We start from the raw sequence: 24,047 nt of genomic DNA, 5'->3' as shown, positions 1-24,047 counted from the left end.
TGTTGGTTTTACCAAAGATCAAAGTCATCATCATCCTCTATTGGAGCATTTTTCCGTGGCTCGTCCTCCATGGTCTCGTCACTCTCTTCGTTCTCCTCATTACCAATATAGGTGGGGATGTTCAGTAGTTCCTCGTTGCTAATTGGCATCGGCAGGAACACCCGTTCATAGAATGTGTCATAGTCCTTATAGCTATACCTGCTGCCAATCAGCGTCAGGTTATGCTCGCTGATAACCAGACTGCGACAATGTCTTAAAGCACGCGCCATTGTTTCGGAAGCATAGAGCTGACGCGCATATTGCAGTGCTTCGTCGAAACTTAGGAAACCACGTATAAGCATGCGGCAGAAGCCTTGCTCACGTTCTATCTCTAGGTCGAAATTACGCACCAGGAAGTTCGAGAAGTTAAATCGTGCCATCTCGTAAAGCAACTGATTCTCGTTGACCGAGTCAGGCTGGTAACCCAGCATAAAGAGGAACGGCACGTTACGGTCGGCCGATAGTGTGTCGGTGCTTGTAGAGTCAAGATCCAGTGTCACGTCACGCCTTGACCATATATCGTCCAGGTTAAAGGTGCCGCCATGTAGCGTTCTGCCCTCCTGCACGCCTTTGATAATCATGCCCGCCATCTCGGTCACCTCGCTCTGCGGATATTTCTCTATCACAGTCTTCAGCTCGTTCACGCAACCTTTGGCGTCGCCTTCGTTCAGCAGACTCAGTCCGTTGATGAAGATAAATTTCGCTCTGTTGTCACCCAGGGGGAATCGCTCCTCCGACAACTTCGCATTGGCATGGATAATATTGTGCTTTCCTTCTTTGAAGGCATCGTAGGTGGCCCCGTAGATAGAGTCTTCTATATGCTCGCCAAAGCGTGCGTTCTCTTCAAAGTATGGGTCGTTGAGCAGAATGGTCCATTCACTCTCAGGATAACTCTCTATCAGTCGTGCCAGGCAATTGTTGGCAGCCACGGAATCACCCTGTCTTGAATACAATAAGAAGAGGTGATACCATGCCTGATCCAGGTTCTCGAAGTCAGGATAGTGCCCTGTTAGTCTCACCAGTTGCTTCTCTGCCAAAGCCAGGTTCTCAAGTTTATCCTTGAAGATGACGCCCGAGTTATACAGTCCATCCATAATAATCAGGTCGCTCTCGGCTTTTTGCTCGTCAGAGAAAGGAATTTGTGCCAGGTAGTATTCGCGGTTATGTGGATCGTTTGCCAGCGAATCGCTCTCGGTAGCAAGGCTGTCGGCAGGTGTCTCCATGTCAGCCAGTGAATCCATGTTCTCCAGCGAGTCGGGAACCTCGGTATCGTCCGGCATACTTAAACTGCCTACCACCGTTTTGTTGGTGCGCTGCCAGTCGTCGGCATTCTCGCGCTTTCCCCATTGCTTTTGGAAGGTCTGTTTACCTTGGCTCACAGCCATCTGGTTGTAGAAATACCACTGACCGTTGCTCACCGCGGCAGTGTTTGTTGGCTTGTTCGTTTGTAGGCGATTGCCAGTGTTCTCTTGCTTTGCCAAAGCCTTTTCAACCTCAGCCTCCTGTGCTTTCTTCCGCTCCTCCTTCTCTTTCTTCTTCAATGCTTCAATCACGCGGTCGATGGCGGCCATGCGGTCCTTCTCGCTCATGTTGGCCAACTCCTGCAGCGAGTCTTGCAGGTGTACAGCATCCGTAAAAGGCACCAGTTCATCAAGCACCTTTGAGCGTTTCGATAGCTCCTCGTAGTCAGGCCGCTCCTTATCCAGTAGTCCTATCGCCTCGCCATAGCATCGCTGTGCGTCATTATATTTCTCCTTGGTCCAATACAGGTCACCCAGTTTCAGCAACAACACACCCTTCTCAATGCCATTGCGTGTGGCTTTCTCGTTACCTTTCTCATAGGCTGCGATGGCTTTTATGGTGTCGCGTTGCATCATGTGTATATTGCCGATAGCATAGTACACCTGATCCAGATAATCCTTGTTATTATCCGAATGGGCCATACGGTTCAAACGGGCAATCATCTTTTTATAGTTGCCCTTTGCCATAACCTCTGTTTGAGCAATGCGAGCGTTGAACTCCAATTCGTACGGAGGGTTCTGTCGGATGGCTTTCTGATAGGCCTTATAAGCCTCCTCGCGTTTGCCCAATGTGCTCTGTATCTGCCCCATCAGGAACCACTCGCGCGCCTTCTGTGTCTTGCGCTTCTCGTGACGGATGGTCTGTCGCAGATAGGGTACAGCCTTCTCAAACTCACCCGTTTTCAGGTAATAGTCCGCATAAGTGGCATCCCAGTCTTTCTTAGCTTGATAGTGCATAGAGTCGCGACTCATGTTGCGTATCACGTCCTCCGCATCGTAGAGCCAGTCCAGCTCCACGTAACAACGGGCCAGCCAAGCACGTGCAATACCATTCTGCAGTGGTTGCGTCTGATAGAGTCGGGCCATGTAACTAAACGTGGCAGCAGCCTCGTCAAACTCCCCTTTCTGGTATTGCGCCTGTCCCATCATGAGCCAAGCTTTCCATAGGAATGGGTTATACTCCTTGCGTCCCAGCCATTCCTTGTCGCGTGCCGTCTTACGTCTTGTCTTTGTCCATTCCGGCTTTGCCTTGATGGAGTGAAGCTTAATGGTCTTCTCCATCTTCTCAATGGTTCGGTCAAAGTTTCCTTTACCCAATGTACGACTTTGTTTGCTCCCCACGGTGTTTAGTGGCAGAATCTCGGTGAAGTTGTCCTTATGTCCCTTCTCCTTCTCAAGTGTACCGTCAGTATAGGCCAATGAACCATTGTAGTATGTGTTGTATTTGGCTGTAAACGATTGCCAGAATCGGCTTTTTGCTGTGTTTTTATGCGCAGAGCATGCCACCATCAGAATGCTGATGGCGAAGAAAAGTACTATGTATGAGTATCTGCGCATCAATAATAAAACTCCTAATCTTCTGTTTTATTGCCTTCCTTAAGTTTTTTCTCCTCCATCAGGCAGGCAATCTTACAGTCGCCCGACACCTTACTGCTGCACGAAGCGCAGTCGTGTGCCTCTACGATAGGTTCGTCAGTACCTCCTTTTGATAGCATGGAAGCCAGTGCGGCTACGAGCCCCAGCATGATGAGGGCTCCAAAACAAATCATTGCAAATTGCATGTATATAATGTCGAATGTTGAGTTACAATTGTTGGATAGTAAAGTTGGCAGCCCTCAGATCATCCCAGAACCGCGGATACGACTTTGAAACCACCTGTGGGTTATTGATGCAGATAGCATTCTTCATGGCCAGTGGGGCAAAAGCCAGTGCCATGCGGTGGTCGTCGTAGGTGTCAATGGCAGTCTGTGTGCCGATGACCTGAGTCGTCGTTCCATCCCATTTCAGTTCGCGTCCGTCAATGTCCTCCAGTAAGTAACCAAGCTTACTCATCTCTTTCTTCAAGGCTGCCATGCGGTCAGTCTCTTTTATCTTTAGTGTCTGTAACCCGGTAAAGTGGAAAGGTATGCCCAATGCGCAGCAGGTGCACACAAAGGTCTGCGCCAGGTCGGGGGCGTTTACGAAGTCGTATTCCAATCGGTTCACCCTGTGTCCACTCTTCGTCAGCGTTACCTTTGTCGGAACGCCCGACTTCTTGGTGCCGAAGGTCGTCTTGACTCCCAGCAGACTGAATATATAGCGAACGCTCGAGTCGCCCTGCTTCGAACCATCCATCAGACCTTCCAGACAGATCTCTGCCTCAGGGTCGTCGCTCAGCGCCATAATCTCGTACCAATAGCTGGCAGCGCTCCAGTCGTTCTCGATGACGTATGGCCTACTCTCATAGGGCTTGGGCTGAATGGTGATAGTGTCTACAGAAGTCCATTCAGCATCTGCGCCAAACTCGCGCATCGTCCATAGTGTCAGGTCGATGTATGGGCGTGAGATAATGTCGCCCAGCAGTCGCAATGATAATCCTTTACGCAGCATCGGACCAATGAGCAACAGTGCCGATATGTATTGCGAACTGATGTTGCCAGCCACCTCCAGCGAACCGCCGTCCAAAGTGGAACCTTTTATCCGAAGTGGTGGAAAACCCTCTTCCTTTTCATAGGCAATGTCAGCTCCCAGTTGTCGCAGTGCGTCAACCAGAATCTTGATGGGGCGGTGTTGCATGCGGTCTGTTCCAGTGATGGTGTGCTCGCCATGCTCCGTAGTTGCCAGGAAGGCCGTCATAAAGCGCATGGCCGTGCCCGCAGCTTTGATGTCAATGACCTCGGGCATTTGTTCCAGTGCATGGATAACCACCTCTGTGTCGTCACAGTCGCTTAGGTTCTCTGGTAGCATGCTACCTCCTGTCAGCGCATGAATAATGAGGGCTCTGTTTGATATGCTTTTCGATGCGGGCAGTTTGATGGTGGCCTGCAGTCGCTCCGGTTTAGTAATGCTGTATGTTGTCATTTCAATGAATTAATGATGGTACAAAAGTACCAAATTTTATCGAAATAGCCAAACGTTTCTCCTATCAATCCGTGCCCTCTCACAAAAAATTATGATTAAAGATTTGGCAGTTAGTTATATTCTCAGTAATTTTGTGGCCAGAAACATGGACTTTAACAATCTTATAACAACGATTAATGATGCACTGTGGGCGTATCTGCTCATAGGTGTTTTGGTAGGCTGCGGACTTTGGTTCACATGGCGCACGCGTTTTGTTCAGTTCCGAATGGTGGGCGAGATGATTCGTTTGCTGGCCGATTCCGCCGTCGATACGGCAGGTGGCGCAGGCTCTGGCCGCAAGCATATCTCGTCGTTCCAGGCCTTTGCCGTCAGTGTTGCTACCCGTGTTGGCACCGGTAACTTGGCGGGTGTGGCCTCGGCTATAGCTGTTGGTGGCCCAGGTGCCGTATTCTGGATGTGGGTCATTGCCCTTGTCGGTTCGGCCACGGCTTTTGTTGAGTCTACGCTTGCCCAGTTGTTCAAGCAAAAACATAAGGATTCCTTTATCGGTGGTCCTGCCTATTATATTCAGCGTGGTCTGCATCAACGCTGGATGGCAGTTCTTTTTGCCGTGCTTATCACCTGTCAGTTTGGTCTTTCCAATAACTCTATCCAGGCCAATACCATCTGTGGCGCTATGAACGAGGCTTTTGGATGGTCGCCTTTCTGGGTGGGCGTCATACTGACGGTCACGGCACTGTTTATTGTCTTTGGCGGTATTCAGCGCATTGCTCACGTCAGTAGTGTCCTTGTTCCCGTCATGGCCATCGGCTATGTGGTGCTGGCTGTGGTGATTGTTGCCATGAATATTGGACAGATACCCCATGTGCTTCGCATCATCCTACTCGATGCATTTGGTATAGAACAGGTGGCTGGAGGCGGACTTGGTGCTACCATCATGTATGGTGTCAAACGTGGTCTGTTCTCTAACGAGGCTGGTGAGGGCAGTGCGCCTAATGTGGCTGCCACGGCAGCCGTGTCGCACCCTGTCAAGCAGGGACTCATTCAGGCCTTGGGTGTTTTCACCGACACCCTTCTTGTTTGCTCGTGTACGGCCTTTATCATATTAATCAGTGGACTCTATTCTATTCCAGAATTGAATGGCATTGCCCTTACACAGTCAGCCTTGCAAAATGAGATTGGCGCCTTGGGCCCCATTTTTGTGGCCATAGCCATCTTTCTTTTCGCTTTTTCAAGTATTATTGGCAACTATTACTATGGCGAAGCGAATATCCGCTTTATCACCTCTAATACCCGGGTGATGACCATCTATCGCATTTGTTCTGCAGGTGTGATGGTGATGTTTGGTGCCATGGCCAGTTTCGAGTTAGTGTGGAATATCGTTGATTTCTTCATGGCTTGCCTCACGGCTTGTAACCTCGTTGCCATCGTCCTGCTGGGTCGCTATGCTTTCCGCCTGCTCGATGATTATCGTCAGCAGAAACGGCAGGGTATTAAAGAACCTGTGTTTCATCGAGACCAGTTTCCAGAGCTTGAAAAAGATTTGGATTGCTGGGAGTAAAGAAGAGAATGAACCCTAAAACCATAAAAAAAGATGAAAAAACTAATCCTTTCGCTGGTGGCGCTCCTTGCTACTGCCACCATGTCAGCACAGAAGATGCTGGTGCTTTATTATTCCGAGACTGGTACAACCAAGACGGTTGCCCAGGAGTTGCAAAAACAATTGATTGCTGATATCGAGAGTATCGAGTGTGTCACGCCCTATACGGGAAACTTCCAGGAAACCATTCAGCGTGGACAGCGTGAGATGCAAAGTAAAGAATGGCCAGCATTAAAACCTCTTACCAAGAAAATTGCCGACTATGACGTTGTCTTTCTGGGTTATCCCATTTGGTTTGGCACCTATGCCAATCCCATTTATACCCTGTTGAACGAGCAGGACTTCTCAGGTAAGACCGTTGTTCCTTTCTGTACCTTTGGCACCAGTGGCCTCGAGACCTCAACCGATGCGTTGCGAAAAGCCCTTCCAAAGGCAACGGTTGTCGATGGCTTTGGCTTGCGCAAAGCACGTATTGCTGAGGCCGAGAAAGAAGTCGGCCAGTTCCTGAAGACGAAAAAATATAAGAAAGATTAGAGTTTCACGCTCGATATATCTACCAGTCCGTTGACAATGGCATAGATGGTAAGTCCCGCTGGCGAGTGAATCTGCAGTTTGCGGGCAATGTTGCGTCGATGCGTGATAACCGTATTAACTGAAATAAATAGCCTGTCGGCTATCTCCTTATTCTGTAGGCCCTGCACCACACCGATGATGACCTCCCTCTCTCGGTCGGACAGGGCCTCATTATTGTCTTGTCCTCCCTTAAATACCATTGACGAGATGTTTCTCGACACATCATCCTTCCTCACCAGTCGTTCCAGTCGTTTGATGGCGGGTGTAAAGATGTGGTCCTCCACCTCGGCATGCTGTTTCAGCCACTCCTCGTTGTTATAGATATCATAGAGCGTTGCCGTGAGTTGGTTGTTGTGCAGGTTGTCGGCAGGCAGGTACTTGATAATCATGAGCTTCAACTCGCGCAGCGTCTTGTCCGTTTGGTCATGATGCTTTGAGAACATCTCAACGTTATAGTCGTTCAGCGGACGTCCCTCCAGCAATGACTCCACGTAGGGGAAGAGCGTCTTCTCTTCATATTTCATGTGCCGGCGAATTTCTTGGGCATACTCATTGTATATCTTCATGATAAGCATGCCCAGCGGATCGTTCTCACTGATGCTTTCTTGCAACTCGCGGCGGATAAAGGGCAATTGGAAATCCAAATAATAGGTATGACTGGCTTTCAGATAATGCAGCAGGGTGGGCACACTAATCTGCTCATCATCCTCAAAGTTGGCATAATCGTTAATGGTGAAGTTTACCACCGCCAGAAAGGTGTAGGTATCTACACCATTCATCTCGCAGGTTTCACTGACAGTCTTGTCACCGAAGCCAAGGTTAATGCCAAAAGCGCCCAGTGCCTGCAGCACACTGTAGTTGTCCTTAATCAGCGTTATCATCTTGTCGCTGGGCTCATACATCTTCATGTTCTTCATTGTGCTTACCTATTTATTGTGGTTTAGAACGCTGCAAAAGTACTCGTTTTTCATGAAACGCACAAGAGTCTGCGTGCTATTTCATCATTTTTAGGTATATGTAATACCTACTTTATATGAGTCCTGCTTCCTCACCGAAACACCGCTTGAACTCACTTTCAAAGTTGGGCGTCAGTATGTCCTTGCCCATGGCCTCACGTATCTCTGCCATCGTCCAGAATCGTCCGCCGTCCAATTCCTCCGTCGATGGCCTTACTGGTCCGTCGTATATTGTGCGGTTCACATATACCAACTCGCGCTCGCGCTTACTGTCAAACACATATTTTCCGATGAATTCCGGCGTAAAGTCGGTGATGCCCAACTCCTCGCGCACCTCGCGTCTAAGAGCCTCTTCGGGTGTCTCGCCATAGTCCATATGACCACCAACGGCGGTGTCCCATTTGCCAGGTTGTATATCCTTCCATTCTGGGCGTTTCTGCAGATAGATATCACCAGCCGTATTAAACACGTGCAAGTGTACCACGGGGTGCAGCAGTCTGGAGCCATTATGGCATTCACCTCGTGTGGCAGAGCCAACCACACATCCCTCCTCGTCAACAATCGGGAATTTCTCTTTAAGGTTGTCCATATCGCTTAGTTCATCTTAGTCATATGATACCCCATGCGCTTCAGTTGCACGGCTGCTCCCATCAGGTAGAGCTGATGCAGACAGCTCACAAATCCATTGAAGGCGTCCTTGGTGCCAGGTTCAAAGTGTTGGCGCATCAAGGCGTTATACACACGTGAGGCGCATTCACCTGTCAACTTTTCTAATACGGTATAGTCGATACCCTCCAGTAAAAGCACCTCTTCACGTATATATTCGTCCATGGCATCATAGCCTCGCTTGTCGCGCATATAGCCATAGAGATCTTCAATCTTCGAATAGATCTCCCACTCCGTATCCCACATCTTAGCCACGGCCATGCCCAGATACATCATCCAGCCCAGTGAGGCCGAAGGAAAGTCCTGAAACTCGCGGATGCCGTCGGGAATATAAGCTTTGGCCACCGCCTCCCATTTTTCCTCCACATCAGGACATTCGGGCAGTCGTTCGTCCACCTCTTTGATGCTCTGCAGAAACTGGTGCAGGTCGTGGCGCAGTGTGTCTTCAAAATTCTCCATATTACAAATCTTATTAAATCTACCTGCAAAAGTACTGAAAAACCGAGAATTATTACTATCTTTGCAGCCAATATTACAAAAAAATAAAAAATATCTGGTATGCGAGTAAAGATTGAAACCATGTTGGGTGATATCGTCGTACGTCTTTACGACGAGACCCCTATTCACCGTGATAACTTCTTGAAACTGGCCAAGGAAGGCTATTATGACGGCACCCTGTTCCATCGTGTCATCAAGGATTTTATGATTCAGGGCGGTGATCCTGATTCAAAAGGTGCTCCTGCTGGTAAGATGCTGGGTGTCGGTGGCCCCGACTACACGCTCGAGGCCGAGATCAAGGATGGCATCTTCCATAAGCGCGGCGCCTTGGCTGCTGCCCGTCAGGGTGATGAGGTGAACCCCGAACGTCGCAGTAGTGGCTCACAGTTCTATATCGTTTGGGGACAGGTGTATAACGAAGGTCAGTTACGTCAGTTCTCCAAGCAGTTGCGCATGCAGAAGGTTCAGGATGCGTTCAATACGCTTGCTGCTGCCCATCGTGAAGAGATTATGCAGATGCGTCGCAACAGAAACCGTGAGGGCTTGCAGACTTTGCAGGACAAACTGGTTGCTGAGGCTGAAAATAAGGTTGGTAAGGACGGTCTTTCCGAAGAGCAGTTGACGCTCTATTCCACCATTGGCGGTACACCTCATTTGGATGGCCAGTACACTGTGTTTGGCGAGGTGGAAGAAGGTCTTGATGTGGTAGAGATGATTCAGGGCACAGCTACGGGTCGTGCCGATCGTCCTGTCGACGATATTGAAATGCGAATGACAGTTATTGAATAAGCTATGAAAAAGATATTTGTTTTTGTGCTCTTTGTCGCCTTGCTTTCGTTGTCTGCTCATGCGCAGACCGCTTTAAAGAAGGTCTATAACGAGGAAATCAATCCCATGACACAGATTGATGAGGCTCTGGCTCAAGCCAAGAGTAGTGGCAAGTTTGTGGTCTGTCAGGTGGGAGGCAACTGGTGTCCTTGGTGTCTTCGCTTTGCCGACTTTGTCACCAAAGATACCACCATCAGTCAGGTCATCGACCAGAACTTCGTATATATTCATGTGAACTATAACCCCCGCAAGTCGCAAGATGCCGAGAAGACTGCTCAGACGCAGTCCATGCTTAAGCGCCTCGACAATCCCGCCCGTTTCGGTTTCCCCGTCTTTGTCGTCCTCGATGGTCAGGGAAAAGTTCTTCATATCCAGGACTCCAGTTTCCTGGAGGAAGGCAAGAGCTATAATCAAGCCAAGGTGCTTCGTTTCTTAAAGAACTGGACACCCCAGGCCGTTAAGAAACACTAAGGCCTTATCCCTTCACAAACCCTTTATCATGCCATTTTTTTTCTACAGTGAGTCATCTGTTTCGCGGCAGATGGTTACTCACAGTACCAAGCTTTGGTAGGCACAGTACCAAGCTTTGGTAGGCACGCTACCAGGCTTTGGTAGCCACACTACCAAGCGTTGGTAGTCAGGCTACCAAGCCGTGGTAGCATGGATACTTATTTCCCAATCACATACGTATTAAACGAGTGAGGTTGGGCCGTGATGTTCAGGTACTTGCCTTTGATGTTCACACACAAGTCTGCTTTTTCGTTGGTTAGATTGCCTGCAGTGACGATGAGGCGCTGACCATCGCGGAACACCACCACGGGCGTCTTGCTGAGACTTCTGCCACCATAGGCGATGATCTGGGTGCCAGGACCAACGAACTGACAGAAATGCTTATAGGCATAGTATTCTGCGGTGTAGCGCTTCAGGCGCGTCTTGCTGTCCACCTGGATGAGGGCATTCTGGGTCCATCCCCATGTGGACTGTCCGTTGTCGGTGAGGATGAAGTTCCAGTTGTAATATTCGTCGCAGCCATTGCCCAGGTTGTCGCTGAGCAGGAAGAACGTGTGCTCGCCGGCACGCCAGTCCATGGAGCCGTTGCCACACTCGCTCTCGCTCATCATGAGGCGCAACTTCGGATAGCGCTCTTTGAGTTGTGGCAGGTTCTCGCGGCATTCCCATTGGGTGGCAATGCCTTTGACGTTGGATTGTAGGGTGGGGTCGTCGATGATCTTCTGCACATAGTCCAATCGGTTGGTGTTGAAGGTGCCTATCCACAGTTCTACCTCAGGATGCTGCTGGCGAAGGGTGGGGGCCAGGTATTGATTGTTGAAGCGCAGGGTGCCTTCTGCTGTCCAGGCACAACCGGGGTAGGGGGTATAGCTGTAGGCCTCGTTCTGATACATGACCTTGGTGATGGGCAGGCCCTGTTCGGCATAGAGGTCGATGAAGCGACAGAACATGTTGGCATAGCTCTGCAGATAGCGTGGATCCTGAATGAAGTAGTCTTGTGTGGCCAAACGACGTGGAAAGACACCGTTGCGGTCGCCCATGAGCTTCATCTCGTCGGGGTCCACAGCACCGTCATAGAGCAGATAGTCTTTCTCCTTGGGCTGTTTGTTATACGGACTGCTCAGCACGCAGTAGTCTTGGTTGATCTTCATCCATGCTGGCGGACTCCACGGACTCATGAATAACTGCAGCTGCGGACAGTATTTCTGGGCTGCGCGAGCCAGTGGAATGATATTCTGTTTGTCGCGTTCGATATTGAAGTGCTTCAGACTGAGGTCGCCCACCACATCGTCGCACTGATACCACGAGCGGGCATAGTCGTTGGCGTTCATGGACACGCGGCCATGCGTAAAGTGCAGGTCGCCATCGGGGGCAAAGAGGTTGCGCATCACCTCGTCCTGATCGTCGCGGCTCAGCAGGTTGAAGGCATCCCAGTCCAGCTCGTTGAACGTGGTGCCCCAGGCACGGAACGTGGTTCCGGCTTCGTCGCCGCTGATGGTGGCTACCAATGTGCCGTTGGCCTTCGATGCTAATGTGGCCTTCGACTTTTGCCATGTGGTTTTCTCAGTGGTGGTGTACTTCGTTACGCTTTGTGCTTGAAGTGCCAATGAGCCTGACAGGAGAAAGGATAGAATGATGGTTTGTTTCATGTTTTTTGTTATTGTCGCATTAAATACTCTTAAATCAGTGCACAAAGATACGTAAATTCCTTTTATTTTTAGTACTTTTGCAGAGATTATTTTGATTGTTTATGGAGAATCACTCTTTTGAGACCAATAACGAGATGCTCACCGCATGGGATTTCGTTGAAAACACAGGGCGCAGCATCTTTCTCACAGGTAAGGCTGGAACGGGTAAAACCACCTTTCTAAAGGCTGTCATGGCACAGTCGCGCAAGCGTCCCATTGTAGTGGCGCCTACGGGTGTGGCTGCCATCAATGCCGGTGGTGTCACCATCCATTCGTTCTTTCAGTTGCCTTTCTCGCCCTATGTGCCTGGTGCCAAGATGGAGAGTAAGTTCGACTTCAGTCGTGAGAAGCGAAAGATTATTGCTTCTATTGACCTGCTGATTATCGACGAGATATCCATGGTGCGTGCCGACCTCCTTGATGCGATCGATGCCGTGTTGCGTCGTTTTCGTGACCATAGTCAGCCCTTTGGCGGGGTGCAGTTGATGATGATTGGCGACCTGGCACAGTTGACACCGGTGATGACACCCGAGGACGAACGCATGCTGAAGCCTTATTACGATACGCCCTATTTCTTTGGCTCAAAAGCACTGCAACAGATTGACTATGTAACCATCCAACTGGAACATGTGTATCGCCAGCAGGATGCCTCCTTTATCCAGATCCTGAACGAGGTGCGCGAGGGGCATCCCTCCACGCAGGCTTTGTCGCAGTTGAATGCACGTTGTAAGCCCGCGTTCATTCCCAGTCCCGAGGAACCTTATATCCGCTTGACCACCCACAACAACCTGGCCAACTTCTATAACGAGTCGGAATTGGGGAAACTGCCTGGGCATGCCTTTCGCTATCATGCCGAGGTGCGCGGCACTTTCCCGGATTATGCCTATCCCACGGCCGAGACGCTGGTGCTGAAGAAAGGCGCTCAGGTGATGTTTGTGAAGAACGACCCCTCGGGCAATCACCGTTATTATAATGGTCGCATCGGACGGGTGATGGAGGCTGCCGACGATCGCCTCACAGTGTATTGTGAAGGTGATGATGAGGCGATTGAGGTGGAGCCTCTGGAATGGGAAAACACACGTTATTCGCTGAACGAGAAGACCCGTGAGATAGAAGCCGAGGTGCAGGGCACCTTTAAGCAATTGCCTCTGCGATTGGCGTGGGCTATCACCATCCACAAAAGTCAAGGTCTGACGTTCGACCGTGCCATCATCGATGCTAACCAGAGCTTTGCCCCGGGTCAGGTATATGTGGCTCTGAGTCGCTGTCGTTCGTTAGAGGGGTTGGTGCTGGCCACACCTTTGGAAGAGCGTGCCATCATCAACGACGAGCGTGTGGATAGCTATATTGCCCAGCAGGAGTATGAGGCCGAGCGTAGCATCTGTCAACTGCCGGTGCTGAAACAGGAGTACGAGCGCTATCTGCTCTTCCAACTCTTTGATTTCCGTACGATCTTTGCCCTTCAGGAATCACTGGTACGACTCTTTGCAGAGTTTTTCTATCATAGTCATGCCTCGCTGAAACAGTTGCACGACCAGACCCTGCTGGACTTGCAACAGCGCGTCGTTGCCGTGTCGGCCAAGTGGCAACAGAAAATCCAGTCTATGTCTTTCGAGGACCTGCATGATGTCGACTTCTTGGAACGTGTGAAGCGCAGTGCCGAGTATTTTGCCGACCAACTGCGTGATATTCTGACCAAACCGATTGAACTCACCGCTAAGGTGGAAACAAACAATAAACAGGCTGGCCGTCGTCTCGCGACACTTTTGCCCGACCTACGCCAGGCATGGCTCTCGCGCCGCTATCTGCTCACGAAGATGATGGAACAAGAATTCTCAGTTAGTGCTTATCTGCACGAGAAGCAGATGTCGATGCTGGATGCGCTGGATGAGGATGCGCTGAAAACGAAGCGTGCAAGGAAACCCAAGGCACCGAAGCCCGCCAAGGAACCTAAGCCAAAAACTTGGGAGATTTCTTTGTCTCTATATAAGCAGGGAAAGACCCCAGAGAATATCGCCGCCGAACGCGGTTTAACATTGGGTACGGTGTTTGGTCATCTGAGTCGTTATCTTAAAACAGGTGAGGTGTCGTTGGATGCACTTGTCTTACCAGAACATCAGCAGCTTATCCTGAAAGCCATTCGAAAAATGGGAGTGGACTGTGGTGCCACTCCCATTAAAAATGCCTGTCCGGCTGAGATTACTTTTGATGAGATTCGTTTGATGATGACTGTCTATTGAGCACCGTCAAAATCCCAATCTTCGTAATTTTCATTATCATCAAATTTTCCTTTTAATGGACTACCAGCCAGCAAATAACTTGGATACTTAATCGGCACCACGCACATGGTGGGTTTCTTATATGATTTCTTCATTGCTGTGTCCTCCTATTTGTTAATGATTATTTTTCCATGATGGATATAAATACCCTTCTTTGGTCTGGAGTCGAGTAGGCGACCGTTCATGTCGTAGTAGTGCTCTGTGCCGTCGGCATCGATGGTGCGGATGACAGCGTCGATAGTAGTCGCCTCACCGTCGTCTATGACCATGTTAAGAGCGCGGGCGCCACTATTTGTAGTAGCTTGGAAGTAAGCACGGAAGGGACCAATGTAAGCCTTCGGCTGGTTCTGAGGCACCTTGTGCCACTTGCCGTCGCTTTGCAGCAGGTAGGCGTTAGCATCGTAGAGCGAGCTGTTAGGTATCTCCACCGTGGTGCCCTTGAACTGGAAGCCGCTGATAGCCCCAGGATCACTCGTTGGCGGAGTGGCAATTACAGTTGCTTCGCTAATGCTGAAGTCAAGATCGCGCTCTTCCTTCATCACGACATAATAAGGTGTGTAGGCTGACATCTGCTTGTTGGCCATCTCGGTAAAGGTAACGGTGGTGGTGCCCGACTCTTCATCTATCGTTGAGGGCTCATAGACCTTGGCATTCTCATTGCTTAACGTGAAAGCGTACGGCAGACAGACGGTAATACCCTTAGCGGAATATTCCTCGTCTTCCGTTTGTGCAGTATAGTTGATATAACGCTCGTATCTTACGCCATTGGTAGCTGTTACAGGAACTTTTGGATTAAAGTCAAAACCATCCTCCAAGAAAATGTGGTTGGCGGTGGCGGCAGTCTTAGCTTCGTTCATGATAAACACGTTAGGCTCGTAGGCTTCAGCGGTGTTATCATCTAGCAGATAAATGATGGTATGGTCACTGAGTCCGTAGAATGGGTTGTCAGGGTCGCCACGGTCAACGTTCAAAGGGAGTAGTGTCACATTGCTATCACTTTCCTTGAATAATAAAGTGTTTCGAAAATCTACATATTTAAGGTTGCAGGCTCCGTCAAATAAAGCTTTACCCATATGTGGAGTCAAGAAATTAGAGGAGGTGATACTGGTCAGTCCATTGCAAGATGCGAAACATTTAGGCAATAGATAAACATCACCGTTTATAGCGCTCGCTAAAGGTAACTCTTTTATGACGTAGTTTTCAGGTAACCTATAGTCGCCTGTCTTGCCTGGAGCACAGGCTACAATATAACTGCTATTGTCAACATCCTGTATCAAGACGTTGTCCAAACTCTTGTACCCATTGGTATTCCCGTCTGCCACGGCAATAGTAGTCAGTTTAGGACAATAGGTCAGGAAGTTGCCCTTATGGTTCTTAAACTCCTTGCCGACTTGGAAGCTGGCAAGATTGTCGCAATAGGCAAAGGCATCCTCACCTACAGTTGTCACCGCGGAGGTCATGCTGAAGCTGGTCAGACCATCGCAGTCGTAGAAAGCCTTGTCGCCGATAGTCACTAAGCCAGGAATGTAAACACTGGTCAGGGCGTCGCAGTTCTCGAAGGCACTGTTACCAATGGTTTGAAGGAAGAAACCTGCACTACTGATTGATGTCAACGTGGCATTGTCCTTAAATACTCCTGATACAATACCTATGACCGGTTTTGAATTATAATATTCAGGAATAGTGACTGCCGTGCTACTACCCGTATATCCCACGACTTCACAATTACTATTATCTGCGCCAGCAGGACGATAAACGATACCGTTGCCGTCAATCTCGTCAACGCAATTGGCAAGATACATGTCCTTCAGCGTAGCAGGTATGGGGTAGTCGACGTAGTTGTCGGTGAAGTAGTACCAGTTGTCCGTACCCAGCACGTTTTTCATATTGTCTTGCTTCATGTCATCCGCAAGATAGCCTTGGTTTCCAGACTCTTCCAATGTACCAGATCCTTCTTGAGTACCTATCAGATCTGTACCACCAGAAGCACTCCAATAGCCACAATTTGTGATAGTGCTTTGAGTATTATACTTTGTCTTTCCTACTATATGGCCCTTAATATGAACATTGTTGTTATCCAGAAGATTGGTCTTTGCATAGCAGCGATTGACAGTAACGCTACCTGCACCGCCGACAATACCTCCCATCGTTGAGGACTCTTGTTTACTGTTCCATAGCGACGCAGGATAGGGAGGTGTAAGGGCAGCGCAATCGGTGATGGTTACGTTGTTATCAACATTGCCGACAATACCTCCTATCCATCCCGTGCTTTGTGCCTGTCCATAGAACATACAGCGCTCAATGGTTGCATCTTGTGCGTGTCCGACAATACCACCGACGCTGCCCGAACCGGCAGCAAGATAGTCAGTTCCCGTAACAAGAATATCGCTGAGGTGCGTGTTTGAGTTTGCATAACCAAGCACAGTACCCTGATAGTCTGAACCTGACACAGAAGGATTCTTCAGATGCATGTTATAGATGGTAGCGTTTTGGGCATAGCCAAACAGGCCATTGTACAATTCAGCCCTGTCCACCTTGAGGTTCTTGATGACATGACCACCACCATCGAAGACGCCGTCGAAAGGATGTTCCTTAGTGCCGATAGGCGTCCACTTATCAATGCTTGACATGTCGAGGTCTGCCGTCAGTGTCACCATCTTGTTGTTGCTGCCTTTATACTGGGTGTCACTGTTAACGGCATCGCGGAAATCTTTCAAGTCCTGCAGCGAGGTAATCTCCTGCGGATTATCATTCATTTCGTAGATGCGGGTGAAGGCATCAGACCACCCCACTCGCTCCTGAAATTTGTATGAGGTGTAGTTGCTGGCATAGCCTGTAGGCACATAGAGTATCCTTGTCTTTGCTTCTTTGGCCATGCTTGTCGCCGTGCCTTCATAAGAGAATACATCATCGCGCGACCACACTGGGGCAGTAGTGCTCTTACACACTAAATAGGTCAGGTTGGACAGACCGACAAAAGCACCACGCCCTACCCGCTCCAAGGAAGCAGGCAGTTCGATGGACGTGACTCCGCTACAGCCGATGAAGGCATAATCCTCAATGGCTGTGATGCCCTCTTCGACAACAATCTTCGTAATGCCTGTGCAGAAGCGGAAGGCAAACTTGCCGACAACATTCTTGTCACTATTGGCGTTGGTGACTCTCGGGATGGTCAGCGTGCCTGCCTCATATTGGGGAATTGAGGCATTCTGGCCGTTGCCTATGGTGTAGGTCGTTCCCGACTCTCTGACGGGAACCGTAAATTGCTTACTCCCCACCGTGACATCGTATGCCAAAGCCTGCAATGTTGCGAGGAGGAAAATCTGTATTGCAAATATAACTCGTTTCATCGTTGTTGCTGTTTTCATCATTAATTATTGTATGGCGAATACTGATTGTTTCCATAGTTGAAGAGAGTACGTATGAACTTGATGTCAGGAGAGGTACCCCAAGCATTAAACATAAAGTCTGTACAAGCATCTATATGGTCACTATTGGTACTTCTGTCATCCAGATAAAACGTGACTTTATTGTTGAAGGCATCTCTGGCACTGACACAATTATCATAGGGCACCACCGTGTCATGTAAAGAATGGAACAAACATACAGGATTCTGGGGAATCCAGCCTTTTGTCAGGTTGTTACTCTCCAAGGCACTGATCAGGTCGTTCATTTCCTCATAATCGGGTAATTCTTTGTATTCCGCCAGCTTAGTCATATAATCCCAGCCTCTGGGCGTAAGAACATATTCCAGCTTAGCCCTGCCATCCGACGTAAGCATATCTTTGTATTTTTCATTCTTAGACAAATTCTCAAGGTGCTCTTTCACATCGTCGGTGGTCATCTCTAACGAAGGATATTGCTTGTCGGCAATTATAGTGAGGATACCCGTATCGAGAAACAGCTGCGAGAAGAAGTCGGTGGGCTTATACTTCATCATCAGCGGATTGGTGTCGAGCATGCCCTTGATAATCAGCGCAATGGCAACAGGCATGGTTAATTCGCCAGCTTCGTGACCGGAAACTTTCGACTCTCTCATATAATACCTCAGCGTGGCAACGGGATCGTAGGGGCCATCAGCGCAGACGGAGCCTTTAAAAGGTAACTCTTCGGTAAGGTTGTTCTGCTCGATGAAGCGCTGGACAGCCATCGCTACAGAGCCGCCCTGCGAAGCACCTACAGAAAAATACTTGCCATAGCGGAAAGCATCGGAACGCTGCGCCCACTGGGGTGAAACGCTCTCTTTCTTACCAGTAAACCTGCCCTGCTTAAACAAGGCAATGCCATAGCGGACACCATCTATTACCTGACGGGCGGTAAGTTCCTGATAGAGGTAAGGATGCGGACGATCTTTGGTAACGCCGTAGCCCTCGTAGTCGGGCATGATAAGCACGTTGTAGTATGCGGGGTCATCCTTATCCTTCCTGACTCCCTTACCCCATGAGGCATAATACTGCATCATGTTGACATCCGATTTGAAGAAGCCGTCTTCAGGGTACAAACTCGGACACTCCTTGTTGCTGGTGATGGTGCAATGGCAACCAATGACAATGTTGTTGAAGCGATAGCCATCATTCCAGTTGCTTTCTGTGAAATAGGGAAATGCCATCAGCGACGAGAGTATAATCCTGTTGCCATGCTTGTCGATGGATGGGTAGTTAAAGGTGTAGAGATAGTAGGCCACGCCACTGTAGTAGTCGCCAAAGTCCAGCGAGCTGGAGGCATTGGCACGGTGCATCGCCGAACGACGGGCAACCTTGGCGGCCTCTATCGCCTCCTCAGGCTTGCTACCCAGTTCGTCAACAGGCACGTCTAAGTAATCGACAACGACAGGCGTCTTTTCCATCTGTCCTGTCTCTGAATTCATCATGAGCGAGTCGCGCAGTACTTGGGTGCGCAGCACACCACCTGTTACCACGGCATCGTTAACATTCACGGGCTGATGCAAATCGGCTGTCTCCACATTCTGTGCACTGACAGCTAACATCACAAGCAGTCCCATTGCTGCTAAATTAAATCTTTTCATTTCGATTTCTAAGTATTTGGGTTTTCTATCTGTTTACTTCACTTATGAATCATAGGGGGATACCCGTCATATCAGAGACCTGGTCTCTGATATATTCTTCAGCCTTGTCGATGGCATCCTTTATTGCCTGCTCCCTGGTAGCATCTTTGTCGGGCATGCAGTCTTCCATTAAGAGAATGGTCTTGCCGATGTGCTGGAAGAGTCCGTAGTCTACGTGGTTGCCCCAGTCGCCAAACTCGGTTTCGACGTTGCAGCCGTGACCCTTCAGGTAGTTGGCCATTTCCTCGCCCACATGCCAGTCCATGTATTTGTCGCCGGCAGAGTGCATAATATAGTACTTGGTCTTGGTGCTGGGCTGCCAGTTCTGTCCCTCGCCGCAGAGTGAGTTTTCGCGGAGCTTCTGGGCCAGTTTCTTGCCAACGACAGACTGAGGATTGAGCGCATCGGGCGTCAGAATAAGGTTGACGGGGCAGTCCTTGGCCTTTGCTTCATCACCACCGGCAATGAGCTTGTTGATGTCCCATGTGCCGTAGTCTTTGGAGAGTATCCACTTCTGGATGTTGCTGGCAAGAGGCTCTACAAACACGTCCTTGTAGTCAAAGTCCATGTGGTAAGTCTCCTTGTAAGCCACCACCACGAGTGGGAAAGAACAAGCATAACCAGAGGTGGGGCTGGTAATGTTGCTGATATAAACGCTATGCAAGTCGAAGGGAGCAGCACCTCCCGAGGTCAGGTTCCAATGGAGGTCGGGACGCTTCTCGTCGCAGTAGCGCTGAACGGCGAGTGCCGAGAAACCGCCACTGCTATAGCCCACATTGAAGGTGGGCAGGCCGCTGATGGCATAGCCCTCGTCTTTCAGAATCTGCATGGCGGCATCCCAAGCATCGATGGTCTCAACGCTGGTAATCTCCGGACAGCAGTAGGCCTGTGGCTTGTCCTCGGTGAGTGTCCAGCCATAGAGGTCGGCAGAAACCATAATGAGATTCTGGTATTTGTTCATGTATAGACCGATGTCGTCAAGCTCGTTCTGAGAAGTACGCTCACCATGCTTGGCACATGTAAACTCATTGTAGAGCATCAGACCACGTGGAGCCACATCTTTATTATATACGGCGGGATTCATTGAAATGACGCCTGTCAGTCGCACAGGTGTCTTCAAGTCGGGACCGACGCTGGTATATTCGAACACGATTTGACGGAACTTCAAGTTCAGCGCATCATTGGCAATCATTTTCAATGCGTGACACTCCCGACGATTAACTACTTTCTGGTCTAAGTGGTATGTTCGCCCCGAAATGTGGTCAATATATTCTGAACTGTTATCATTGTTTGAACATGATACTAGAATAAGACAACAGGTGAGGATGGTTGTCAGCATCCTTGCGTTATTTTTGGTCATTGTTAATAGATTATTATAGATTTTTTACAAAATTACATAAAAAATAGGTTGAATGTTTAGATTTTGTGTTAAATGATGTTAAGGCTGTGTGTTATTATATACTACGTATTCTATTCAGTGAGTATTTAATCAGATATTGGTGTTATATTAGTGAGTTAAAAAAGTGAAAATTAACACTCAAAAATTTGGTAGTTTCAGAAAAACTCCGTACCTTTGCACCCGCATTCGACGAAGACGTCAGTGCTAAGCTTTAAGGATCGGGATTTAGCGCAGTTGGTAGCGCACACGTCTGGGGGGCGCGAGGTCGCTGGTTCGAGTCCAGTAATCCCGACCAATTCAAAAAAGACTGAGAGTCATTTGATTCTCAGTCTTTTTTTTGTTTCTTCTTTTATTGTCCTATCAGATCCGTGATTTCTTTTTCTTAGAACGTTAGCGATACGCCGTAGCGGATGCCCCAGTGGGGTGCTGTTGGTAGGTTCTTGTAGGTGAGGCGTTTCACCCATTCCACACGGAAAAACTTGAAGATGTTATGGATACCCACCACCACCTCGGCATAGGGGTGGTTGAAGGTCATCAGGTTGACACCGTCTGGGAAGTACATGAGGCGTGGATTGCCCATGTTCTGGGGCAGGTATGGGTTATTCTTGTCTGACAACTCGCCCCAGAGCATGCGTAGTCCCAGGTACTCGCGCCAGTATAGTTTTTTTGCCAAGGGAATACGGTTAAGGATTTTACCGTTCATGTCCCATGCCAGCATCAGCGACGCATAGCGGTCGTTCAAAAACTCCATGGTGTTGATGAGGCTGAAGGTGCGTGGCTGTTGGATGTACGATGGGTTGGCTGCCGGCATGATCAATAGTGGATAGGGCACCTGGTCCCACTGGATGCCACCCTTGATGTCCACGTCAAACTTACCCCAGCTGTTTAGCCAGAAACGCTTGAAGATATGTGCCTCGGTCAGGTGGAAGTTATAGTCGCCACCCAATACGCCGTTGAAACCTATGGTATGGCGGATGCTGAATACTGGTGCATCGAGGTTGATGACACGGCGGCGCAACTTATTGTTGATATAGGTCTCGCCTGGTGCATAGCGTAGGAAGATAGAAGCCTCGGTGGTGCGCATAAACTCGCCATTGCCAGTCTTGTTGAAAGTGGGCGTATAGGGCTTGTCCATGGTCTGGAACGACATGTTTCCGAAAGCTTCGTTCTCTTCTATCTTTCCGCTGGCAATGACCTTCAGACCCCAGTCCGTCTCGTATTCAAAGGCCGCCTGCTGACGGTTGTACGACATCATCTTGTTTGTCTCGGCCCATTTCATGGCCACGAAGATATTGTCCTTGTCCGACTCCATAAAACGATCGCCCGGCGAGCAGATGTCCTGTGTGGACTGCAAGGTGAGCGTTCGGCGTGGGAACTCGTGAGGCAGATACTTCTTGGCGTTGAGCGAATAGGTCATCTCAGCATTGTAATAGTGGCGATGACTGCTCCATCCGTGGGCGTAATAGCCCGAGAGGAACAGGTGCTTGTTCAGGTTGGCCGTGGTCTTGGCACTGAGTCGGGTGCGCCATCCGTCCACGTAGTTGCGGGTGATGAGGGTGTTTATAGGACAGATGTCCACATAGTTGGGATTACCCGTCTCCATGGAGTTCTCGAGTAATGTCTTGAAACCATAGATAATATATTTAAATCCCTTCATGTTCTCGATGTTGTGCATGAACTTGTTCATGGACCCTTCGCTCTTGCTCAGTTCCACCTGTCGGTATTCGTCCCAGAACTTCTTGTCACGCATCTGTGCGTCGGCCTCAGTGACCTCCGTCTTCTTTCCCTTGAAAATCTTGTTCGGCACCTCGTCGAAGGCGTATTCCGAGAAACGGGTGATACGTGTCACCAGAGCGCTGGCACTGAGAAACTCAAAGAGTTTCAACTCGGTAATCATGTCATCCTGCGTCAGCACCCACTGGCCGTCGGGCAATTTCTCATACTCCTGCATCACCTGCAGGTTCTCCACGAAGTTCACGTTGCTCTGCTTGGGGATGGTCAACTGACAGCGACGCAGGTGGAGTGTCGAGTCCTTGAGGAAATAGAGGTCGCCACGAAATCCCATGTCCTGCATATTGTTGGGCACAAAGGTCAGGTGGATGCAACTGTCCATGCCTATGGCCAGTGTGTCTTCTATATAAAAGCGGTAGAAGCCGATGCCTGCTTCCGACATGGGCGAGGTGAATGGACGCTGAAGGATGCGCACATCATCCTGATAAAGGTCCACGTTAGTGAAGATATCCTTTACCACGATATTGATGATATCACCCGTTTGGAAATAATCGTTAAGTCCCGTTGAGGTCTGTCCTTGTATCACGTTCTTCTCGTCGTGTGGTGAGCGGCGGTAGAACTTCTGCGAGACGGTCTCGTCCACGCTCACTGGCAATACAAGTTTGTTCGTATATGGACTCACTTCCACATGGTCCAGCAGCCAGGGCTTGGTCGAGAAAGGAGGTCTTTCCATTTGGTCGGGCGTCAGGTCGTTCACGGCAACGGTCAGACGCTCGTATTTATTATAGCGGTAATAGTCGTTGTTAGCCAAGTCTGTCTTCTTCTTCGCTGCCACCACACGCCGCATCAGCTCCACCGCAGGGTTCTCCTTTCGGCTGTATCTGCTGCGGCTCGACTTGATGGTGACACCCTCCAGTTGCTTGGTATCTGGCTTCAGTGCGATGTCTAGGTGGCGGCGCGTCCTGCTGTTGATGGCGATGATGCGCGTCTTATATCCCAAAGCACTCACCGTGATGTTCCACCCCTCGTGGCGATCGATGGCATATTTGCCCCACACATCCGCCACAGCTGAGATGTTATGTCCCTTATAGACGATGCTGGCAAAAGAAATAGAATCGCCCGTCTCATCATCAATCACAGCGCCACTGATTTGTGGCTGTTGTGCGCTGACTGTCAAGCAAGCCATCAGCGTGATGATCAGAAGGGCGAATCTTTTAGCCATAAGCCTTGGCTATTATTATGAGGTTACTACTCTAATCTTCGTCATATTCGAAGACACCTCCCAAGTCGGGGTTGTCGCCAAAGTAATCTTCGTCGTCACCTCCGTTGGTGTTCACGTTGTTGTTAATGGCAGGAGCGTTATACTCCTTTCTCATCGGGCCCACACGAAGCAGGAAGTCGTTGAATGAGACCGTGGGAATTACCATGCCGAAGATGCCGATGGCACAGCGTACACCCTCCACGCGGAAGTTGTTGTACAGGCGCATCGTTGAGAACAGCGTGTGGTCGTAGTACTCCATTCTGTTGTACTTGTCGAAGGCAGCCATCATCTCGGCGTCGTTGAAGGCCGTATCGGCCGACGAGAAGATGTAGCTGATGTTGTTCAGCGTCTCGTCAATGCCATCAATATGCAGACTGTCGCTTGCTTGGATACACTGACGGATGTTGTCTCGTGTCTCCTCATACATAGTCTCCTCCGAGGGACAGGTGATGACACCAATGATAAACAAGAAGGCGAGGAACACCAAGCCGATGACGGTGCGTCCCAGGCAACTGTTGACAAACTCAGTAAAAATGGATTCCTTTTTGCGGTATGAGCCGCGGTCTGCTTGATTCATTGTGACTGTGTTTTTA

The 24,047-nt window shown here is 49.5% G+C and carries 18 protein-coding genes and 1 tRNA gene; 6 read left to right on the top strand and 13 right to left on the bottom strand.

Going from position 1 to position 24,047, the window contains the following annotated elements:
• Positions 1-8 precede the first annotated feature (8 nt).
• From M1D30_RS11325 to M1D30_RS11315, 3 genes are read right to left on the bottom strand one after another with little or no spacing between them, the layout of a single operon-like run.
• Positions 9-2,897, bottom strand: a complete 2,889-nt coding sequence (locus M1D30_RS11325) for a tetratricopeptide repeat protein (RefSeq protein ID WP_248504032.1) — start codon at positions 2,895-2,897, stop codon at positions 9-11.
• Between the two features lie 14 nt (positions 2,898-2,911).
• Positions 2,912-3,109 carry a hypothetical protein gene (locus tag M1D30_RS11320; RefSeq protein WP_248504031.1) on the bottom strand — a complete coding sequence of 66 codons (198 nt, stop codon included), beginning with the start codon at positions 3,107-3,109 and terminating at the stop codon, positions 2,912-2,914.
• Between the two features lie 34 nt (positions 3,110-3,143).
• On the bottom strand, positions 3,144-4,400 hold the full coding sequence (locus M1D30_RS11315) for a 3-phosphoshikimate 1-carboxyvinyltransferase (RefSeq protein WP_248504029.1): 1,257 nt from the start codon (positions 4,398-4,400) through the stop codon (positions 3,144-3,146).
• A gap of 145 nt (positions 4,401-4,545) precedes the next feature.
• On the opposite strand from M1D30_RS11315, the gene M1D30_RS11310 reads away from it, so the two are divergent.
• Both M1D30_RS11310 and M1D30_RS11305 read left to right on the top strand, forming a co-directional pair.
• Positions 4,546-5,961: a sodium:alanine symporter family protein gene (locus M1D30_RS11310; RefSeq protein ID WP_248507835.1), complete on the top strand. Its 1,416-nt coding sequence runs from the start codon at positions 4,546-4,548 to the stop codon at positions 5,959-5,961.
• A gap of 33 nt (positions 5,962-5,994) precedes the next feature.
• The gene (locus M1D30_RS11305; protein ID WP_248504028.1) at positions 5,995-6,534 is read left to right on the top strand and encodes a flavodoxin; all 540 of its coding nucleotides are present in this window, start codon (positions 5,995-5,997) and stop codon (positions 6,532-6,534) included.
• Here the strand turns inward: M1D30_RS11305 and M1D30_RS11300 are convergent.
• From M1D30_RS11300 to M1D30_RS11290, 3 genes are all read right to left on the bottom strand, one after another.
• Positions 6,531-7,490, bottom strand: a complete 960-nt coding sequence (locus M1D30_RS11300) for a LuxR C-terminal-related transcriptional regulator (protein WP_248504026.1) — start codon at positions 7,488-7,490, stop codon at positions 6,531-6,533. The two genes, M1D30_RS11305 and M1D30_RS11300, sit on opposite strands and share 4 nt — an antisense overlap.
• 112 nt (positions 7,491-7,602) lie before the next feature.
• Positions 7,603-8,118, bottom strand: a complete 516-nt coding sequence (locus M1D30_RS11295; RefSeq protein ID WP_248504025.1) for an NUDIX domain-containing protein — start codon at positions 8,116-8,118, stop codon at positions 7,603-7,605.
• A 5-nt stretch (positions 8,119-8,123) separates the two neighbouring features.
• On the bottom strand, positions 8,124-8,654 hold the full coding sequence (locus tag M1D30_RS11290) for a hypothetical protein (protein WP_248504023.1): 531 nt from the start codon (positions 8,652-8,654) through the stop codon (positions 8,124-8,126).
• Positions 8,655-8,753: 99 nt separating this feature from the next.
• Here M1D30_RS11290 and M1D30_RS11285 point away from each other — a divergent pair, with 99 nt between their 5' ends.
• Together M1D30_RS11285 and M1D30_RS11280 are read left to right on the top strand one after the other, a co-directional pair.
• On the top strand, positions 8,754-9,482 hold the full coding sequence (locus tag M1D30_RS11285; protein ID WP_248504022.1) for a peptidylprolyl isomerase: 729 nt from the start codon (positions 8,754-8,756) through the stop codon (positions 9,480-9,482).
• Between the two features lie 3 nt (positions 9,483-9,485).
• Positions 9,486-9,992: a thioredoxin family protein gene (locus tag M1D30_RS11280; protein WP_248504020.1), complete on the top strand. Its 507-nt coding sequence runs from the start codon at positions 9,486-9,488 to the stop codon at positions 9,990-9,992.
• A 197-nt stretch (positions 9,993-10,189) separates the two neighbouring features.
• Here the strand turns inward: M1D30_RS11280 and M1D30_RS11275 are convergent, their stop codons facing one another.
• Positions 10,190-11,680, bottom strand: a complete 1,491-nt coding sequence (locus M1D30_RS11275; protein ID WP_248504018.1) for a beta-glycosidase — start codon at positions 11,678-11,680, stop codon at positions 10,190-10,192.
• Positions 11,681-11,781: 101 nt separating this feature from the next.
• Between M1D30_RS11275 and M1D30_RS11270 the strand changes: the two genes are divergently transcribed.
• Positions 11,782-13,959 (top strand): helix-turn-helix domain-containing protein, encoded by a 2,178-nt coding sequence (locus M1D30_RS11270; RefSeq protein ID WP_248504017.1) that lies wholly within the window; start codon positions 11,782-11,784, stop codon positions 13,957-13,959.
• Here M1D30_RS11270 and M1D30_RS11265 read toward each other — a convergent pair.
• Genes M1D30_RS11265 through M1D30_RS11250 form a run of 4 tightly spaced genes read right to left on the bottom strand, consistent with a single transcriptional unit; the run spans position 13,953 to position 20,423 of the window.
• Complete coding sequence (locus M1D30_RS11265; protein WP_248504016.1) at positions 13,953-14,093, bottom strand: hypothetical protein; 141 nt, start codon at positions 14,091-14,093, stop codon at positions 13,953-13,955. The two genes, M1D30_RS11270 and M1D30_RS11265, sit on opposite strands and share 7 nt — an antisense overlap.
• A 12-nt stretch (positions 14,094-14,105) precedes the next feature.
• On the bottom strand, positions 14,106-17,348 hold the full coding sequence (locus M1D30_RS11260) for a leucine-rich repeat protein (protein WP_248504014.1): 3,243 nt from the start codon (positions 17,346-17,348) through the stop codon (positions 14,106-14,108).
• Between the two features lie 20 nt (positions 17,349-17,368).
• Entirely contained in the window at positions 17,369-19,024 is a 1,656-nt protein-coding gene (locus tag M1D30_RS11255) for a hypothetical protein (RefSeq protein WP_248504012.1), read from the bottom strand.
• A 49-nt stretch (positions 19,025-19,073) separates the two neighbouring features.
• The gene (locus M1D30_RS11250; RefSeq protein ID WP_248504010.1) at positions 19,074-20,423 is read right to left on the bottom strand and encodes a hypothetical protein; all 1,350 of its coding nucleotides are present in this window, start codon (positions 20,421-20,423) and stop codon (positions 19,074-19,076) included.
• 258 nt (positions 20,424-20,681) lie between these two features.
• Here M1D30_RS11250 and M1D30_RS11245 point away from each other — a divergent pair.
• Positions 20,682-20,757: transfer RNA gene (locus M1D30_RS11245), tRNA-Pro, on the top strand.
• Between the two features lie 87 nt (positions 20,758-20,844).
• Here M1D30_RS11245 and M1D30_RS11240 read toward each other — a convergent pair.
• Together M1D30_RS11240 and M1D30_RS11235 are read right to left on the bottom strand one after the other, a co-directional pair.
• Positions 20,845-23,415 (bottom strand): DUF5686 and carboxypeptidase-like regulatory domain-containing protein, encoded by a 2,571-nt coding sequence (locus M1D30_RS11240; RefSeq protein WP_248504008.1) that lies wholly within the window; start codon positions 23,413-23,415, stop codon positions 20,845-20,847.
• A gap of 31 nt (positions 23,416-23,446) precedes the next feature.
• A complete protein-coding gene (locus tag M1D30_RS11235; RefSeq protein ID WP_248504007.1) occupies positions 23,447-24,031 on the bottom strand; it encodes a hypothetical protein in 585 nt (194 codons plus the stop codon).
• Positions 24,032-24,047 lie beyond the last annotated feature (16 nt).

The organism is Prevotella sp. E15-22 (genome assembly GCF_023204875.1).
In the GTDB taxonomy this organism is placed as follows: Bacteria; Bacteroidota; Bacteroidia; order Bacteroidales; family Bacteroidaceae; genus Prevotella.
The sequence above is the reverse complement of the archived record's forward strand: the minus strand, read 5'-3'. Positions and strand labels throughout refer to the sequence as shown.